The following is a 17,518-nucleotide window of genomic DNA, read 5'->3' on the forward strand; positions in this document are numbered from 1 at the left end:
TTCGTGATGGTGAGCTTGGACGAAATGCTCTTGCCGTTGCCGTAGTCGGCCGTATCCACGGTGATCTTCGTGCCATCGTCGAGTTGCAGGGTCATGCCCTTCTTGAAGTCGAAATCGTCCTTGCCGTCCCCATTAGCATCGACATGCGGATCGCCATGAATCTTCGAGACATGGCCGGTTTCATTGTTCCGAACGGTCCAGGTGCCATGCTTCTCGTCCGCCGTGATTGTATATTTATCGCCAAGGTGGATGGTGGCCTTGCCGTCATGAACCTCATGCGTCCAGACCGGATCAATTGAGGACGACGAGCCCTGGTTCTGGGCGACCGACGCGAACTGGGGAGGCGGCGGCGGGGCGAGAAGGGTTGGAGCAACGTAGACCGGATTGAGGACGGCGGGTGCGACGAGGGCCGAAGTATTTACCGGGAGGTATTGGTAGGCCCCCACCGGGACGCCGACGGCGCCGGCGTACTGCCCCAACACCACGTTGAACATTGGAACGGCGGGCGCACCTTCAGGCACTAGCCCCACCGCCGGATTGGAACCACCCACTACGGGAAGATACGGCATTTTCATTCACTCCTATTGCATTGAAGGCAGCGACAGACTGCGAGGACCACCCGCACAATCAACTTGGCACGTTGCGCCAAGGCCCTTCAAAACCAATCCCACGCCACGGCCAGCAGCACGCGCTCTCGCGTTTCTTGTTGCGGGTGACAACAGTCTTGATCGGCGGACCACTTCTCTTAACCCCTTGCCGCATGGCAATTCGGGACTCTCACGTCGAGCGTAACCAAGTCGCAGGAAATGTATCCGGAGTACCTGTCTAAAAGCTGACGATAGGATGATCGTCCACCAGCACATCCGCTTGCGTATCGCCTGAACTAACGCTGAGAGCTCGCGACCGCAACGAAACGCTCTTCATGATGGGCGGCGGAACACGACATCTTGGGACGTGCGGAGGGCGAGCATCCACGATCTCTGAAGAACTTCGGCCGAGCCTCTCGCGTGAATGCTCGAGGCGGTCTTAGGCGCCTCGGACGGCCATGTTCGGTACAAACGCCGCTTCGAAACTGATTTCGCTCGAGTCTTGAGACCAGGCACTTGCACACGTACGCCGCAGTCGATTTGTCTACCACTTGATTGCTCGAGGCAAGCGCCACGGCAGATATCTTAAGGACGTTGTGCACGGCGCTTGATGAGCACCAGGCGATCCAGCTTTGCAGTCGAGCTGCTCGGAACCATGCTCGTTGGACCGACAGCTGGCACAGCTCATACGCCAGCAGCGAGTTGCAACCGCTCAAGCTTTGAAGCGCAAGACGTACGGCGTCTTGCGCGACAACATCGGCTGAAGCGAGAGTACCGACACATTTTCCGATGAAAGATAAATTTGGCGACATCGACTCATTCCTCGGCCCTTCGAAGACTCGTCAGCTTCTTGAAAGGTAATGCTCCTAGGATGTCAGCGCTGATCTCTAGGCGAGGAGTCGTCTATTGACCGTAATGGAGATGAAGATAGGAGAATGCGATGATTGGAGAAATGATCGGAAGCGCGGCTGGTGGATACCTCGGTGGACCGCAGGGCGCGGCGATTGGCTCCGCTGTCGGTGGGGTACTCGACAAAGCTTTCGAGAGGGTTATTCACAAATTGGAGCCGGAGAAGGTTGATGATGACAAGGTCGCCAAGGACAATGGCCCTGCCGCAGGAAGCAAGCCGCAGTTCAACCACGGCAACGGCGAATTGACTCTCTCGAATGACGCGCCAAGCGCACATGTCATGATTGCATTTCCTGCCCTCATCACGCTAGCTGCGGCGTGAGGCAGGTGATCAGTAACAGTAACTTCCAAACAGAAAGGTGACTCGATATGGTTTCTCCCGTTGGTGGTTCCCCCGCCGGATTTGGACCCGCGGCGAATCAGCAGGCCGGTGCTACCGGGGACGGCGATTTCGCAGCGCAGCTCGCCGAGCTGGAGCGTGTCAGCAAACAGGCTCAGGCCAAGAGCATCATGATGCGCAGAATTACGACCGAGCTCTCGTCCGAAAAGAAGGTTGCCGACGAGCGCGTTAGCTAGCGCTGCAAGAGGGAGGCTCACGGCCGGCTCTTTTCGCGTGCGGGAGGCTCTCCATAGCTTGACGAACTCGGAACCAGCCGTACGGCAACGCCGTACGGCTTCTCTCGTTTCTCAGGAGAATCTCCGTGAATGAACCGGCTTCCGTTCATTTCGAAGTGCTATCAGGGCCTTATTCTGGGGTGAGTGGTGAAGCGCCGGTCGGAACGAGTCTTATCGGAAGTGGCCTCGATGCTGATATCGTCTTCGTCGAACAGGGGCTCGAGCCCAATCACTTCCGTCTCACCCCCCTGCACGGTTCGATTGAGATCGAGGCCCTAGCAGCCGGAGTCAGCATAGAGGGAAACGGAGATATTGCCGTAGGCAAGCGGGTTGTTATTTCTCTTCCTGCTGTCATTCATGCGGGCACGATGTCCATTCGTTGCACACAGGATTCGGCACGAGGATCAATCGGCCTATCCCGTCTTTCGATAATCGCAGTCTCGTTGGTCTTGCTGAGCTCTGTCGGGATCGCCACTCTCGCAATCAGCTTCCTGTTTGACGGCAGTGCCGGTGCAGTGAGCCCCGATGCGCCCCCTGGCGCCCCACTTCCAGCCAAGCTGACGCTCAACGGTCCTAATGATCGCCCCCTCGATGCAGCCGCCGAACTGCTGCAAGAGGAGGTGAATAAAGCGGGACTTCTCAATATCAAAATCGCGCCTGGACCAGGTGTAGTCAGCGCGGAGGGCACCGTTACCCCTGCGTTAGTCACTAGGTGGCAGGAGGTTCAGCGCTGGTTCGATCAGCATACGAACGGCTCGCTGACACTCGTAAACGGGGTGATCGTAAAGGAGGATAAGCCTCCCTCCTCAATAGCTGTCCAGGCGGTGTGGCGCGGAGCCCACCCCTATCTTCTTATTGGCGGCCAAAAATACTTCGTGGGGGCGCTGTTGAATGATGGATGGACGGTGGATCGAATCGAGGCGGGACGCGTACTGCTTAGCCGGAATGGACGACTTGCTGCTCTCCCCTATTAGAGCTCCAGTACCGCAGGAAAGGAGAATGTCATGACCAAGCTGCCGCAGCATCCTGTCGGATTTGGCACCTCTTCGCAAAGGCTCAACACCCAAGACCATGAGCCAGCGAACAAGCCGGCCCTCCCTCAAGTCCATCATTTAGAGATCGATCGCACTGATGGCGGCGGCGAGAACAGGCACGGGTCGATTTGGCCGGATACTGAGGCACCCGATCTGTCAATCGAGGCCTCGCTTGAGGTCGACGATATCGATGCCGTCTCGCGTGTCAGCCTCAACGAGAGGCGCGTCCCGATCGCTGAGATCGACCCCCGTGCGGCACTCGCTTCACTTTATGGCCGCAATCTCGCGACAGGTCTGCTCTCCTTCGTCACCCCACGCCTGCGTGATCCGGACGTGCTGCGAGCAGAGAAGCACGGTGTTCTCCTGGAGCGCTTGGCCGACCGGCTATGGGCCGGAGCGGAGAACTCGGTGGCGCGCGAAGGGATCGACGCACTGCAGCAGGAGCTCCGCCGGCTGATCCTGCTCCGGCAGAACCAGAACAGCTTGATCAAGGGCTAGCATGGTCAATTCGGGCGGATCGCACCTCGCCAGTCTACCGTCGCCGGCCGAAGCTATCAAAACCGGCGATGTCTTGCCAATCTCCGGGCAAGAGCGCGATTTGGTCTGCGCAATATCCTTCGTCCACCTTGCGTGTGGACAGAGCGCACGAGCTCTCGCTCTGTTGCGGCTCTTTGCCCATGAAGATTCGCGAGACGTCGACCTGCTTCGCATTCTTACCTATGCTCTCATCTCGGAGGGCTTTGGCAATGAAGCACTTAATGTGCTGGATAGACTCGACATGCTTGATGAGGATCCCTCTTCGCGTCTGCCCTTGACGCTTCTGCGCAGTCACGCGCTACGACGCGCCGGCCGTATGGACGAGGCGCGGGCGGTCTTCAAAGATTATGTATCCTTGCGTGGCAGGACAGCGCCAACGGAACAACAATAAGAAGGCTCTTCATGGCACACCTTCTTCGTAGGCTTATCGTGCGCGCGCCATTCCACGCGGACTTCATGGTCGCGTTCATGCTGCTTCTGGCAATCGGAATGATGATCATGCCGATCCCGATCGTCGTGATCGATATGCTGATCGGCTTCAATCTGGGTTTTGCCGTTCTGTTGCTGATGGTTGCTCTCTATCTCAGTACGCCACTGGATTTTTCATCCTTGCCGGGCGTCATCCTGATCTCTACCGTCTTTCGTCTGGCGCTGACCATCGCGACAACGCGGCTGATCCTCGCTGAAGGAGACGCCGGCAGCATCATTCACACCTTCGGTGAGTTCGTGATATCGGGGAACATCGCTGTCGGCATTGTTATATTTCTGATCGTGACCATGGTGCAGTTCATGGTTCTCGCGAAGGGAGCCGAGCGCGTCGCTGAAGTCTCCGCACGATTCACCCTCGACGCTCTGCCAGGCAAGCAGATGGCTATCGACGCGGAGCTACGCAACGGTCATATCGATCAGCGCGACGCACGCAGCCGGCGAGCCTCACTGGAGCGGGAAAGTCAACTTCATGGTGCGATGGATGGCGCCATGAAGTTCGTCAAAGGCGATGCCATCGCCGGACTCATAGTCATCTGCATCAACATGCTCGGAGGAATTAGCATCGGACTGCTCTCGAAGGGCATGTCCATTGATGAGGCGTTGCATCAATATACGCTGCTCACCATCGGCGACGCGCTGATTTCTCAGATTCCGGCGCTCCTGCTGTCGGTTACGGCTGCAACCATCGTCACACGTGTAAATGGGCCCTCCAAGCTCAAGCTTGGTGCCGATATCATCAACCAACTCACGGCCAGTACCCCGGCATTGCGGCTGGCAGCCGGCGTCTTACTTCTCATGGGGCTGATACCTGGTTTCCCCTTGTCCCCGTTTCTCATGCTGGCTGCAGTTTTTACCGGGGCGAGCTATGTCAAGGGCGGTGTGCAAGGCGCGAACACCGGCTCTAAGACGGCCGCCAACGTTAGTGCTCCGACTACGAGTCCAGCGCAGGCTCAAAAGCAAACCATACCTGCGGAGGCGCTTCCGGTCGCGCTATTGGTTGCGCCGAACCTGATAAATGCGATTGACAAAGAGGAAGTTGGGCAGCACATCGCGCGCATTTCGGCATTGGTCTCAGCCGATCTTGGCATCACGATTCCCCGCATTCCAGTCCAGGTGGATCCACGTTTGGCCCAGTCCGAGTTCAGGCTGGATGTGGAAGGGGTACCGGTTGAACGGGATCGAGTCGACCCGACGCAGCTCGCCCTCACCGACGACCGAGCGAACATTGAATTGAGCGGCATCCCGTATCGGCAAGATCCAGACACTGGCCGGATCTGGATCGAACAGAGCCATGCACCGGCTCTCAAAGCGGCCGGAATCGGGCATCACCGTCCGAGCGAAATCATCGCCTTGCGCGTCAGTTCCGTACTGACGCGATATGCGCAGCGCTTGGTCGGCATTCAAGAGACGCGACAATTGCTCGCCCGGATGGAGCAGGAATATACTGATCTGGTGAAGGAAGTGCTACGAACGACTCCAGTTCCCCGGATCGCCGAGGTCCTGCGTCGTCTGCTCGACGAGGACATCCCGATTCGTAACACCCGCCTGGTCTTGGAAGCGTTCGCCGAATGGAGCGAACGCGAGCAAAACGCTGTCCTGCTCACCGAATACGTCCGCTCCGGCCTGAAACGGCAAATCTGCTATCGCTACGCCAACGCTCACCGTGTTCTGCCCGCCTTTATCATCGAACGTGAAACTGAGGATGTGATTCGCAGTGCGGTGCGAGAAACTGCCGTCGGGCCATACCTCGCGCTGGAGGACCGGCAGAGCGAGATGTTGTTGTCGCAACTGCGTCAGATTCATTCAGGCATGCCACCAGGTCAGAGCCAGCCCGTCATCCTGAGTTCGCTGGATATCCGGCGCTTCGTCCGCGGCTTTCTCACCCGCAACGGGATCGATCTTCCTGTTCTGTCCTATCAGGATCTCGCCTCCGATTTCACGGTCCAGCCAGTGGGCTCGCTCAAGCTTACAGGTCCCAAGGAAAAAGCTCCGGCAGGAGACCAACGCAGCCAGCTCGCCACAGCCGGCTAACAGCGCACAGCAGTCGGTCGTGACAATGGACAGCATGAATTCACCTGCGAGAACATCCGCTGCTCGATGGTATGCGTTCCATCCGCCCTCGGGCTTAACTCTCCTCGCCTTGTTCGCGATTCTTGTGGTCGGAGGTTGCACCAGCTCGGATCACCCAGCCATCTCAGTACAAGCGACGCCGCGGCCAGAGTTGCTCGGCGCTAAGGACATCGATCCTGCTATGCGCGAGCGCATTGCGCACGCCCTCCTCCGGGTTACCGACGAGGAGAGTTTGCGCGAGGCTCTGAAGCAAGAACCAGACAATGTCGATGCGGCAATCTCACTTACGCAGACCCTTCTGGCACAGAAACGCGCGGGTGAGGCGCTTAAGGTAGCCGACAAGATCTTGCTTACAGCCCCTGGTGACTTGCGTGCCCTGAACGCAAAGGGGGTGGTCCTCGACGCCGAGGGGCGCCATGATGAGGCCCAAGCGCTATATCGGCAGGCTCTCGCAGCCGCCCCAGGCAATCAGATGTTGCGCAACAATCTTGGCCTATCGCTCGCACTTGCCGGGAAAGCAGACAGCGGGAACTCCAGCCTCCAACAGCTTTCGCACGAACGACGTGCGCTGGCAGAACAGCCGTAGCATACGCTTACGGTACAACCTGACTTGCAAGACGCCCGACAACCTGCAGTCAGCTTTTCGTCAGGAAGGCTGGCTATCAAGCTCCGCTCGGCCTTAGCAGGTTGACACTCAATACAGCTTTCGCAGATAGGAGCGCGAACGTCCATGTACAATCGAATAAATGCCTCACCCAGCTTTCCATGGATGGGCAATTCCGACTCTGATAGAATGACACAGTCTGCTATCGACGGTAGGCAAACAGATCAAGGCCGAAGCTTCGAGGACGTGTTCTCCCATATGCAGATAGCGCCGCGGGAGTCCTACACTGATTCATCCTCGGCGACAGCACGGCCGTACTCACTGAGCACCAGACCACCCATCGTGGAGATCTCAAGGTCCTCATTTCAGGACAAATTGGAAGATTTCTATGGGGATGAAATCGAGCATATCGCCGCCAATCCTCAGCAATACTCGCGTTCGGTGGCATTGAAAGCGGAGCGCGCTGCGGACGTTGCCTATAATCATGGCAGGAAAGAAGGCTCGGACGACGCACGACACTTCAGCTATCAATTGGGAAACAAAAGCGTTGGACTTCTCCGAACGGAAGGTGGAGCTAACATGCGTGATGTGTTCAAAGGGGAAAAGGCACGCGCGCGCTGGCGGGAACAGTTTCCCGGACGGTCTGAAATCACGTCGACGGTAGACTTTCGGGTTACGCATCCCCTCGTCGATAACGCGGGCGACATTTTGCTGGAGCATCAGCTTCGGTCAGACGGCGACAAGCCGTTAGTCCTTTCTCATCCCGTGAATCCGGAAGCAAAAGCCCGTGCAGCAGCGCTGGGTTTTGTTGAGATAGGTGACTCGATGATGGTGCTTGACCCTACCCGGCATCCCGACAAGTGGATCAAGAACAGCGACGGTGAATGGCAGCGAACAAACAAACCTCCCCTTTACCTTTCCAAAGCGGAAGAGAGTGAAGGCAGGGATACGGAACGTTCCGAGCGCGCGAGAAATGTCTCGCCGGATTGGGAGGACGATGACTTTATGTAGAGGGTCGTCTCGGCGCGGAGAGAGAGGGTATGATACGCCCCTCTCTCCATGCAGGTCTTACTGCCTGCAATTATTGCCTGCGCGCCGGTCGTATCGAGCGGTAGCGGAATCTGACGGCTCAGCTGCAGGCCGCCATGTCCCTTGAGCAAGCGCCTCGTCTAGAGAGCTCGTCCTGACCCTTGCGTTTTGGCTCCATGAACGAGCCGCTCTATGCCCATGCATGCTGAGCTCAGGGACGTTGGCGCCGCTCTTTCAGTTCTAAGATGAACTATGCGTCGTCCGAATTATGGTACGCGCTCAGTGAAGGCCTTACCGGAGGCTTATAGCCGCCTGCTTCTTGTGAGTGATCTTCGTTAGGTCGTCGATAGGTAAGACGGTTGCCAACGATGCCTTTCAGCAAGCGCGCCGCACGATCTTTGTCGGTGACACCGAGCGAAGCGCGCTCGTTGCAGCGGAAAGCAAATTCAGCCAGATAGCGCCGCTTAAGATGCTGCTGGCTGACGTGGTGATACGTTCCGATGATGCCCCGGTCAAGGATTGAGAAGTAACCTTCAACGTATTGGTGTGAGCGACGCCCGAAGTGTGATAAATCGCATAAAGCAGTGCGCAAATTTCGGATTTAGGTCTTCCACATTCATCTTTTTCTTGATGGAGGGTTGTCTCCGGATCCATCAGGCGCATGAAGCAGAACGTTGCGCGATTGCTCGCGAAATTCCGGCGGATGGCCGGCAATGAAGATCCCCAGCAATTGACCGATCGGCGCGCCTTGCACTTCCGGGCCCCTTTCCTGCGAGCAGCGGACGGATTTGCTCGACGAGCGCGTCGGCTACTTTCATGGCCGCCGCCGCCTGCTTGCTCATTCTGCCCCGCGCCTCTTGCACTAAGAAACGCCGATCTACTGTAGGCGAAGAACGCGACCTGCTTGTGACTTAGTTCGCCGCCGGCTTGATGAACACACGCCCTACTTCATCATCGCTTCGACCTCTGCACGAAATGCCTGGCGCGAGGCGTCGCGTGAATAGAACATGTGGCCGCCCGGATAGACCACGAGTTTGACCCGCGGCGCCGACGCAAAGGGCGGCAACTGATCGAGCGCCAGCTTCGAGCCGAAATAGGGCGTGACAATATCGAACAGGCCGTGCGCGACCAGCACGTTCATCTTCGCGTCCGTGGCAAGGATCTCGCGCAGCTCCGACAGCGACTGCGGAGGGCTGCCGTGGCCGAAATTCCAGGCCCGCGTGACCGCGCGGTTGAGCAGTTCATAGGAGCCGTCCGGCCGCCAGTTGAGCTTGCGCGTCAGGACATCGACGGCGGCACTCGTCAGCGGCGCCGCCAGCGCATCGCCCGAGGGATCGCCGAAGCGGTAGCTATCGGAGTCCGGATAGGGATCGAGGCCGCGCACCGAGGCGTCATAACCGCCGGTCACCTTGCCGCTCTTGCGGTCGAACTCGCGGCGGAATTCGCCGCGGTCAAAGCGCCCGGCGAGCCGTCGGCTTACGGCCTGGTCGATGCCGGTCAAAGCGGCGACCTTGTCGGCGAGACGGTTGGTGGCCTCCTTGTCTGCCTCGCCCTTGTCGAGGTCGGCCAAGAATTCGCCACGCGCGTAAGCTTCGACATCGGCGAGATCGGCACGTTTGACCGCCCCCCTGCCCTCGCCCTTGGCTTCGCGGGCCACCGCGACATAGGTTGGCAGCCTCGCGACGTGTTGCAGAAAGCTCGTGCCTGTGAACTGGCGGTAGTCGAACAGTGGCGAGAGCAGGATCAGGCCCTTCACGCCGACGCCCTGCTGCATCTGCAGATTGCGCACAACCTTCGGTCCGCGAATGCCGCCATAGCTTTCGCCCGCGACATATTTCGGCGAGGAGAGCCGCTCGTGCTTCTCGAGCCAGCGGCGGATCACAAGCGCGATTGAACTGGCATCGCCATCGACCGAATAGAACCGCCTGCGCACATCCTCGCCTGTCGCCACGAAACGGCTGTAGCCGGTGCCGACGGGATCGATGAACACGAGGTCGGTGAAATCGAGCCAGGTCTCGGCGTTGGGCCTGACCTCGGGCGAGGCCGACGCCGTGACGGTTTCCGCATCGATCGGCAGCCGCCATGGCCCGGCACTGCCGAACTGCAGCCAAGCAGAGGATGACCCGGGGCCGCCATTGAAGAGGAACGTCACCGGACGCGTGGCGCGATCTGTGCCGTCGAGCTGATAGGAGGTGTAGGCGATGTCGGCCTGCGGCTCGCCCTTGTCGTCGAACATGCGGATCGAGCCCGCAGTCGCGATGAAACGAAGCGTCCGCCCGGGCAGCTCCAGCGTCTGTTTGACGGTGGAATCCGGCGGCAGGCGATGCTGCTCGGCCGCCGATGGGGAACTAGGCGCACTGGCGCCGCGCGCGCCGGGCCCGCCCTTCTGGCCGGCCGGCGTCGTGGCATCGGGGCGCGGCGGCGGATCGTCGGCCCGGGCGCTCCCCATCACGGCGCACGCAAATAGAGCGAGCGCGAGAGGGGTGTGGCGCCGCGCGGTCAAATCGAACAGCATGGAGTTTCTCCGGTCCGGCCGCACTTTCTGTCAGCGGCCGATTGCGACGGTTTAAGGTTGCGGGACGGTCTGGACTTTTACCTATAGTTGCATTCTGTTGGGTGGTTCTGCCTTATGTTGCACGAGGCGTATCTGCCAAACGGCTCTCCTCAGTTAGCTGAGAGCAGGGAACAACAAACCTACTAAGTCTAGTAGTCGCCTCTATTCCTGAGGGCACGGACCGCCTGTCGGCGGCACCGCCTGCGCAATGGCACAGAGCCTACCCAAGCACGCTGGCGCCGCCTGTCTCCGGCAAAGGGACCAACCAAAGCTCCGCGCTGGCACGACTGGGCCTATGTCGAGCTGGCCGATCTCGACGGCAGTGAATGCGATGATGAACCTTGCCAGGGAATGGACGCGAGGCTTGCCACAAGGGCCGCGTATCGGCTCGCCGCATCAAGCGCAGAGCGGAGCTGAGCGAGAAAGTGAGGATTGAGATGACCGAGAAGGAAGAGATCGACACCGTTGTCACCCCGACCGGGCGGCGCCTGGCGACGATCAAGGAGGCGTGCCGCTACGGCAGGTTCTCGCACACCAAGTGCTATGAGCTGATCAACGCCAAGCGGATCAGAGCCTACAAGTTCGACACCCGAACCCTGGTCGACCTGGATTCCATCGACGCGATGTTCGCCTCACTGCCGGAGATGTAGGCCCGATGATTCATGTGAGCTGGATCGATCGCGGCTGCGAGCCGGCGCATCCGTCGAATCCCAACTATCCCGATGGCATCGACCTCGACCTGACGCGCGGCGCCAAGCCGTTCTGCCAGACTGGCCTGCCATACCCCGCAGAGCGCTGCGGCTACTTCACCATTGCCTGCGACGTCTGCGGCTTCACCACCATGGTGACGACGGCAGGCCGGCCGGAGGACCCGAAAAGCATCAAGCTCCCTTGCCAGATCGAGCCGGTGAAATGGCGCTGACCGCATTCAAGGTGATGTCCGGCGCCGCCGCGATCTGGTCGCTGCTGATGATTGCAGCGAGCCAGCGCGACGCGGCGCCACCGGCTGCAGCGACGACCAGCGTTGCGGACGATGAGCCGCAGCGGTCGACGGCAAAGGCCGACCGGCTGCCGCTGTTCGTGCCGGCGGTCGCGCCATTGGTCGACATGGCCGAGCCGGCAATACCGAGGACCGAGCGGCGCCGCGAGCACAGGCGGCGCGACGTCTGCGAACACGGCCGTCGGTATTACCGGATCGGTCATCGTCGATACTGGCGCTGCAGGAGGGGCTGAATGGAGACGCGGCTGAATCAGGCGATCTGGTCGTTGCCGACCCCTGATCGCATCAAGCGCCTGCCGGTCTCGGCGACCGGCTACTACGTGCCTTGGTTCGTCGCCTGGATCGATCGCGAGCCGGATTTCCGGGTGATCGGTCCCGGCAAGCTCGCGCAGGCTGTCAACCGCAAGCTCTGCTGGATTTGTGGCCAGCCGCTCGGCGTCTACAAGGCGTTCCCGATCGGCCCGATGTGCGCGATCAATCGCAACATCTCGGAGCCGCCGTCGCATTGGGAATGCGCCGAGTATGCCGTGCAGGCCTGTCCGTTCCTCGCAAACCCGCGCATGCGGCGCAACGAAAAGGACCTGCCGTCCGACCATCGCGAGCCTGCGGGCACGATGATCAGAAGGAATCCGGGCGCAATCGGCATCTGGGTGACGAAGCAATACAGCGCCGTGCGCTGCGGCGATGGCGTTCTCTTTCGCCTCGGCGATCCGGAGCGCGTCGTCTGGTACCGCGAGCGCCGCAAGGCGACCCGCGCCGAGGTCGAGGAATCGATTGAGACCGGACTGCCCGAGCTGCTCAAGCGCGGCGAGATCAGCGTCGACGAACTGGCGGGCTTGCGCCGCAAGGCCGAGCAGTACCTGCCCGCATAGTATCGCGTCCACGCAGCACTACGGAGTACCTCTGAGCGGAAACCGGACCGGCTCGCCGCCCGACCTTTGCCGGCTGGCCTTATCTTTTCACGCACACTTTTGGTGGTAAAGGGCACCTATCGCCGCAAAAAACGGTAGGTTACTATACGAATCGTAGTAGCAGCCGAACCCGGCCATTGCCTGCGCCAATGGCTGAGCCGAACAATACGAAACGTTGAAAGCTGAACTTTTGGGGGTAGGGACAGTATGAATGCTGTTGAGATCGAGGAAGCCATCTCGGCTCTCGCCGAGCAGGCATTCGTCTCGGTCGAGTTCCCTTTCGCTTTCCTGCAAGCTTTCGGGAACAAGGACACGACAATCAAGCGGCTGCGTGCGGGTGCATCCAACAAGTCCGATCTGGGCGGTGTCCTGCAAACGAACCATATCCACATCGCGGTCTGTGCGCCAGGCGACGTCACTAAGACCCTTGCCGCCCTCAAGGCCAGTCCGGCGACGGCCAGGGCGAAGGCGCGGTACATCCTCGCCACCGACGGCGAGACGCTCGAAGCTGAGGAGCTAGAATCGGACGAAGCGCCGATTGCTTGCGCCTATCGGGACTTCCCGGACCATTTTGGTTTTTTCTTGCCGCTCGCCGGAATCACCACGGTCAAGCAAGTCCGCGAAAGCTCTTTCGATATCCGCGCCACAAGCCGCCTGAACAGGCTCTACGTCGAGCTTCTGAAAGACAACCCTGAATGGGGTACGGTGGAGCGCCGCCCGGAAATGAACCATTTCATGGCGCGGCTGATCTTCTGCTTCTTCGCTGAGGACACCGACATCTTTGAAGGCAACCGTCTGTTCACGACCACGATCGAGCAGATGAGCGAGCGAAATTCCGCGAACACCCATGAGGTGATCAGCGAACTGTTCCGGGCCATGAATACGAAGCGCGACGATCGGGAGCCAGCCGGAATTGCGCGGTGGGCGAACAAATTCCCTTATGTCAATGGTGGCCTATTTGCGGGGAATCCCGATGTGCCGTGCTTTAGCCGGATCGCGGGTTCCTATCTGCTCCACATCGGTAATCTCGACTGGACAAAAATCAATCCGGATATCTTTGGATCGATGATCCAAGCCGTAGCCGACGATGAAGAGCGTGGCGCGCTCGGCATGCATTACACAAGCGTGCCGAATATCCTGAAAGTGCTAAATCCGCTGTTCCTCGACGACCTGCGGGCGCAACTTGAGGAGGCCGGAAACAATCCTCGCACTCTGCTCAATCTGCGCAAACGCATGGCAAAGATCAGGGTGTTCGATCCGGCCTGCGGCTCCGGCAATTTTCTTGTCATCGCATACAAGGAAATGCGCGAGATCGAGGCCGAGATCAATCGGCGGCGCGGCGAATCCGACCGGCGCAGCGAAATTCCCCTTACCAACTTCCGAGGAATCGAGCTTCGCGATTTTCCTGCCGAGGTCGCGCGTCTAGCACTGATCATCGCAGAGTACCAATGCGACGTTCTTTATCGCGGACAGAAGGAAGCTTTGGCCGATTTCCTGCCGTTGGATACACAGAACTGGATTGTCTGTGGCAACGCGCTGCGGCTCGACTGGTTAAGTATCTGCCCGCCGACCGGCACGGGCGTGAAGCATCACGCGGACGACCTATTTCACACGCCGCTCGATCAGGCGCAGATCGACTTTGAAAATGAAGGAGGAGAGACCTACATCTGCGGCAATCCACCTTATCTTGGCTTCACGTGGCAGAGCGCAAAACAAAAGGCCGAGGTTCGCGCGCTGCTTGGTGGACGAACGTCCTCCAGTGGATTTCTTGACTACGTCGCTGGCTGGTTCATCAAGGCGGCTGAGTACATGGCGAGCACGAATGCGGTTGCTGCCTTCGTGGCCACAAATTCAATCTGCCAAGGGCAATCTGTAACGATATTGTGGCCGGTCCTATTCAGCGCCGGTTGCGATATTCTCTTCGCCTACACGTCGTTCAAGTGGTCGAACCTCGCAAGTAATAAGGCTGGCGTGACGGTAGTCATAGTGGGGATCGGCCGACCAACCAGCGCACCTCGTCGTCTTCCAACACGACGAACAAAATAGCCTTACAGTCCGCGAGGGGGCGTCAATCACACCATATCTGACACTTGGTCCTCGCGTCATCGTCGAAAAGCGGTCCTCTCCGATCAGCGAGCTGAGTGTGATGGAGTTCGGAAACAAGCCGAGTGACGGTGGTCACTTGCTGTTGCGCTCCGACGAAATCGCGTCGCTTGGCTTAAATGATGCGCAGCGGAATAAGTTTCTCCGACGGATTTACGGAGCGCAGGATTTCATAACGGTGGCTCGCGGTTTTGCATTTGGATCGAGGATCAGAATCTCAAGGAAGGTTTAGCTATTGAACCGCTCAATGCCGGCGTGGAAGAGGTTCGCAGGATAAGGCTGGCGAGCCGAGACAAAGGTGCGAATGCCTTAGCTAGGCGGGCGCACCAGCTTACTCATAGGTCAGAAATATAGGCGACATTGTTGCGGCGTTGGTGTATGCTATCGGCATGAAACGCGACGGCCGACAACTTGACCATCGAACCCTGGAAGAAATCCGCATGATGGCGTTGGAGCGAGTGCGCCGAAGGTGAAAAGCCGAGCGCCGTCGTCGAGAGCTATGGATTTCACCGCAGCGTGATTTACCGCTGGATGAGAACGGTGAAAGGTCGTGGGAAGGGCCTGCGGGCGCTGGCGTCGCGCAAAGGAACGGGACGTCCGAAGAAGTTGACGCCGGCGCAAGAGCGGCAAGTGTTTCGTTGGATCAACGGCAAGAACCCGCTGCAATACGGTTTCGATTTTGGCTTGTGGACGCGGCAAATCGTGCGCGAACTGGTGGAGCGGGAATTCGGCGTGAGGCTGAGTCTGGCGTCGATCGGGGGGATGCTGGCGCGCTTGGGATTGAGCGCGCAGAAGCCATTGCAACGCGCCTATCAGCGTGACCCGGAGGCGATCGAGCGTTGGCAGCGGGAAACCTATCCGGCCATTGCGCGGCGTGCCAAGCGGGAGAAAGCGGATGTCTATTTCTGGGATGAATCCGGCTTCCGGGCGGATGCGGTGCAAGGCACGACGTGGGGCGTGAAGGGAGAAACGCCGGTGGTGCAAACGCCGGGGCAACGGCAAAGCATCGGCGCGGCGTCGGCGGTGAGCGCCAAGGGCGCGTTCTGGTTCGCGACGTACAAGGGCGCACTGTCTGGCGAGCTGTTCGTGGACCTGCTCAAGAAGCTGATGTATCGCCGCAAGAAAGCGCTGCATCTGATTGTGGACGGGCTACCCGCGCACAAGAAGGCGGTGGTCAAGGACTACGTGGCGAGCACGCAGGGAAAGCTGACGCTGCACTTTCTTCCGGGATATGCCCCGGATTTGAATCCCGACGAGCTCGTATGGAGCCATGCCAAGCGCACTGGCAATGCACGCCGGCCGCTGCGCGCAGGCGAGAAATTGGAAGACCGAGTCCGCACCCAGCTCGCCGACATCGGCAACAGACCAGCTTTGGTGCGTTCCTTCTTCAAGCATCCAGATGTCGCCTATATTTCTGACCTATGAGTAAGACTTCCGCCACATGTCAAGCGCTGTGACAAGCTCGCCAGAAACTTCCTCGCTGGGCTCTCATTGCCGCACCTGCAATCTGGTGGCTCAATTGACCCCGGACCTTGGCCCCAATCCAATGGACGACGATCTGGTGGGCCGGAAAAATCTCAAACTGAGGCACGACGGATTTTGAAAGTCTTCGGATTGCGAGCTTTGGGGGCGCCGCTGGCAGCGCCGGTTCCACGACGTCAGCCTCTCGTCAGGTTGCGACAGTAGCCTGCTGTCTCATTGCTGAAGTCCAGTCGAACGAGGTCGCGATGGATCCGAACAGATTCAATATTTTCAGTCCCCGACTGGCAACGTGGGTATCACCCCGCCTTGGCGAAGCAACAGTCAGGTCAGGGGGGCAAGCGGACGAGGCTGGGCATCCGAGCTTTGAGCAACGCTTGGATGAGGTGCAACAAGCCGATGCCGCTCCCGTCCCAGCGGCGCCCGCGCCTCGAGATGTATACACCCCCCATCTGCCTAATGAAGACGCCTCCATCATCGACAACGCCATTCGGTCGGCAGGTGAACGCCGGGGACTGAGCGCGGCAACGGTCGGTGGTTATGTAAAGGTTCTTCGTCGTCTTGGAGAGGATCTCGCACGTAATGGGCAATCGATTTCTGCGCTCGATCACAATTCGCTGGTAGCCCACGCCGATAAATTCGACAACCCGAAAACTATTACTGCCTTGCGTTATCTTCGGGAGTATCTTGAACCCGGTGGTACGTCAGGCCGTTCCCAGCGTGGGCGGCAACGGAGTATTCCAGCCGAAGACCAAGCCCTCATCGAGGGCGCAGCTCGTAGCAGCAGGCGACCCGCAAAGGCCGTTGTGAACTATAGCGGCAGCCTTCGCATGTTTTCTGAAGCGCTCAACCGCGAGGGCCACGCAATCGCCAGGCTAGATCACGAGTCACGCATCAAGCGCGCTAAAAAGTTGCGTCCGAACGACACAACCCTCGTGCCCGCGTTGAAGATGATTGACGAGTTTCAGCGCGCGGAGCGCGCATCCGGCGCAAGTAGCTCATGGCATCTGGGTCGTTATCCCGAAGACGCCGCCCTCATAGATGGCGCGCTCGACCAGGCCTTGAAAAATCTTGAGCCAAGGAAGTCTGCCCAGGAGCGGGCTGCACGTCTTCATACCCTGGGTGCGTGGCTTAAAGAAAATGGCAGGGAGAGCATGGCTGGCCGACTTAACCGCTCCGACAGGGAGGGATTTACGCTGCGCGACGATGTGCTTGCATTCAAACTGACTGAAGGCAGGCTATATGATCCCGATTTGGCGCACCTTCGGAATTACTTAAAACTCGTCGAGGCGAACCATGCTCTAGGGCCAGAAGCCCGCGAGCAGCCGGCTTTGCCGTCCGGGCTGGGCGCTGGGCGGCCCAGCCCGTCGCAGGCGCTTCCCGCAACCCCAGCCACCCCGAGCGAGGGAGCTTGGGCTTTGTTGAGGAAGGAGATGCAAGAACCAGCGTCACCGTCAACTGCCAGGGCTCGCTCAGACACTTACGCCGGCCTTGAGCCGTTTGTTGACCTGAATGCGCCGACGCCATCCGAATTGCGCGATGATGCTCACTTTGCACCAGCGCACCTGGCCGGAGCTCGTTCAAATACCTACGCGGG

At 59.3% G+C, this 17,518-nt stretch carries 15 protein-coding genes and 3 pseudogenes; 15 read left to right on the top strand and 3 right to left on the bottom strand.

Annotated elements, in window-relative coordinates; genetic code table 11:
- Window positions 1–569: DUF1521 domain-containing protein (locus tag YY7_RS55460; protein WP_035692799.1), on the bottom strand; the 569-nt coding region annotated here is incomplete at its 3' end.
- 958 nt (window positions 570–1,527) lie between these two features.
- Between YY7_RS55460 and YY7_RS55465 the strand changes: the two genes are divergently transcribed.
- From YY7_RS55465 to YY7_RS0146055, 8 genes are all read left to right on the top strand, one after another.
- Complete coding sequence (locus YY7_RS55465; protein WP_035692794.1) at window positions 1,528–1,818, top strand: hypothetical protein; 291 nt, start codon at window positions 1,528–1,530, stop codon at window positions 1,816–1,818.
- A 47-nt stretch (window positions 1,819–1,865) separates the two neighbouring features.
- On the top strand, window positions 1,866–2,072 hold the full coding sequence (locus YY7_RS0146025; protein ID WP_028168938.1) for a hypothetical protein: 207 nt from the start codon (window positions 1,866–1,868) through the stop codon (window positions 2,070–2,072).
- 125 nt (window positions 2,073–2,197) lie between these two features.
- On the top strand, window positions 2,198–3,085 hold the full coding sequence (locus YY7_RS0146030; RefSeq protein ID WP_028168939.1) for a SctD/MshK family protein: 888 nt from the start codon (window positions 2,198–2,200) through the stop codon (window positions 3,083–3,085).
- Window positions 3,086–3,115: 30 nt separating this feature from the next.
- Window positions 3,116–3,643 (top strand): hypothetical protein, encoded by a 528-nt coding sequence (locus YY7_RS0146035; RefSeq protein WP_028168940.1) that lies wholly within the window; start codon window positions 3,116–3,118, stop codon window positions 3,641–3,643.
- Between the two features lies 1 nt (window position 3,644).
- Window positions 3,645–4,073 (top strand): tetratricopeptide repeat protein, encoded by a 429-nt coding sequence (locus tag YY7_RS59550; RefSeq protein WP_080664153.1) that lies wholly within the window; start codon window positions 3,645–3,647, stop codon window positions 4,071–4,073.
- A gap of 11 nt (window positions 4,074–4,084) precedes the next feature.
- The gene (gene sctV, locus YY7_RS0146045; RefSeq protein WP_028168942.1) at window positions 4,085–6,202 is read left to right on the top strand and encodes a type III secretion system export apparatus subunit SctV; all 2,118 of its coding nucleotides are present in this window, start codon (window positions 4,085–4,087) and stop codon (window positions 6,200–6,202) included.
- A gap of 220 nt (window positions 6,203–6,422) precedes the next feature.
- Entirely contained in the window at window positions 6,423–6,827 is a 405-nt protein-coding gene (locus tag YY7_RS55470) for a tetratricopeptide repeat protein (RefSeq protein WP_245287675.1), read from the top strand.
- Window positions 6,828–7,220: 393 nt separating this feature from the next.
- Window positions 7,221–7,856 (top strand): effector protein NopP, encoded by a 636-nt coding sequence (locus YY7_RS0146055; protein ID WP_245287676.1) that lies wholly within the window; start codon window positions 7,221–7,223, stop codon window positions 7,854–7,856.
- A 337-nt stretch (window positions 7,857–8,193) separates the two neighbouring features.
- Here YY7_RS0146055 and YY7_RS64115 read toward each other — a convergent pair.
- A pseudogene (locus tag YY7_RS64115) lies at window positions 8,194–8,412 on the bottom strand (transposase); the annotation flags it as partial.
- 405 nt (window positions 8,413–8,817) lie between these two features.
- Window positions 8,818–10,389, bottom strand: coding sequence for a S10 family peptidase (locus YY7_RS0146065; protein ID WP_028168945.1), 1,572 nt, complete (start codon window positions 10,387–10,389; stop codon window positions 8,818–8,820).
- Window positions 10,390–10,865: 476 nt separating this feature from the next.
- Between YY7_RS0146065 and YY7_RS0146070 the strand changes: the two genes are divergently transcribed.
- The 7 genes and pseudogenes from YY7_RS0146070 to YY7_RS61460 all read left to right on the top strand — a co-directional run.
- Window positions 10,866–11,078 (top strand): helix-turn-helix domain-containing protein, encoded by a 213-nt coding sequence (locus tag YY7_RS0146070; RefSeq protein ID WP_051397305.1) that lies wholly within the window; start codon window positions 10,866–10,868, stop codon window positions 11,076–11,078.
- Window positions 11,079–11,083: 5 nt separating this feature from the next.
- On the top strand, window positions 11,084–11,350 hold the full coding sequence (locus tag YY7_RS0146075) for a hypothetical protein (protein ID WP_028168947.1): 267 nt from the start codon (window positions 11,084–11,086) through the stop codon (window positions 11,348–11,350).
- Window positions 11,341–11,661, top strand: a complete 321-nt coding sequence (locus YY7_RS0146080; protein ID WP_028168948.1) for a hypothetical protein — start codon at window positions 11,341–11,343, stop codon at window positions 11,659–11,661. Before YY7_RS0146075 ends, YY7_RS0146080 begins: the two co-directional genes overlap by 10 nt.
- On the top strand, window positions 11,662–12,300 hold the full coding sequence (locus tag YY7_RS61455; protein WP_035692795.1) for a hypothetical protein: 639 nt from the start codon (window positions 11,662–11,664) through the stop codon (window positions 12,298–12,300).
- Between the two features lie 246 nt (window positions 12,301–12,546).
- Window positions 12,547–14,769 (top strand): annotated as a pseudogene (locus tag YY7_RS55480) (class I SAM-dependent DNA methyltransferase); the annotation flags it as partial.
- 62 nt (window positions 14,770–14,831) lie between these two features.
- Window positions 14,832–15,867, top strand: a protein-coding gene (locus YY7_RS55485) for an IS630 family transposase (protein ID WP_210164754.1) whose coding sequence is annotated in 2 segments (ribosomal slippage) — window positions 14,832–14,906 and window positions 14,908–15,867 — 1,035 coding nt in all. Because the reading frame shifts where the segments join, the coding sequence is not laid out codon by codon here.
- 302 nt (window positions 15,868–16,169) lie between these two features.
- Window positions 16,170–17,518: pseudogene (locus YY7_RS61460) on the top strand (hypothetical protein); the annotation flags it as partial.

It is taken from the genome of Bradyrhizobium elkanii WSM2783 (assembly GCF_000472865.1).
In the GTDB taxonomy this organism is placed as follows: domain Bacteria; phylum Pseudomonadota; class Alphaproteobacteria; order Rhizobiales; family Xanthobacteraceae; genus Bradyrhizobium; species Bradyrhizobium elkanii_A.

Bases quoted from the DNA above. Each gene is read 5' to 3' on its own strand.
- YY7_RS55465 (WP_035692794.1), top strand. From the start codon at position 1,528: ATGATTGGAGAAATGATCGGAAGCGCGGCTGGTGGATACCTCGGTGGA.
- sctV (WP_028168942.1), top strand. From the start codon at position 4,085: ATGGCACACCTTCTTCGTAGGCTTATCGTGCGCGCGCCATTCCACGCG.
- YY7_RS0146070 (WP_051397305.1), top strand. From the start codon at position 10,866: ATGACCGAGAAGGAAGAGATCGACACCGTTGTCACCCCGACCGGGCGG.
- YY7_RS59550 (WP_080664153.1), top strand. From the start codon at position 3,645: ATGGTCAATTCGGGCGGATCGCACCTCGCCAGTCTACCGTCGCCGGCC.
- YY7_RS0146035 (WP_028168940.1), top strand. From the start codon at position 3,116: ATGACCAAGCTGCCGCAGCATCCTGTCGGATTTGGCACCTCTTCGCAA.
- YY7_RS0146080 (WP_028168948.1), top strand. From the start codon at position 11,341: ATGGCGCTGACCGCATTCAAGGTGATGTCCGGCGCCGCCGCGATCTGG.
- YY7_RS55470 (WP_245287675.1), top strand. From the start codon at position 6,423: ATGCGCGAGCGCATTGCGCACGCCCTCCTCCGGGTTACCGACGAGGAG.
- YY7_RS0146075 (WP_028168947.1), top strand. From the start codon at position 11,084: ATGATTCATGTGAGCTGGATCGATCGCGGCTGCGAGCCGGCGCATCCG.
- YY7_RS0146065 (WP_028168945.1), bottom strand. From the start codon at position 10,389: ATGCTGTTCGATTTGACCGCGCGGCGCCACACCCCTCTCGCGCTCGCT.
- YY7_RS61455 (WP_035692795.1), top strand. From the start codon at position 11,662: ATGGAGACGCGGCTGAATCAGGCGATCTGGTCGTTGCCGACCCCTGAT.
- YY7_RS0146025 (WP_028168938.1), top strand. From the start codon at position 1,866: ATGGTTTCTCCCGTTGGTGGTTCCCCCGCCGGATTTGGACCCGCGGCG.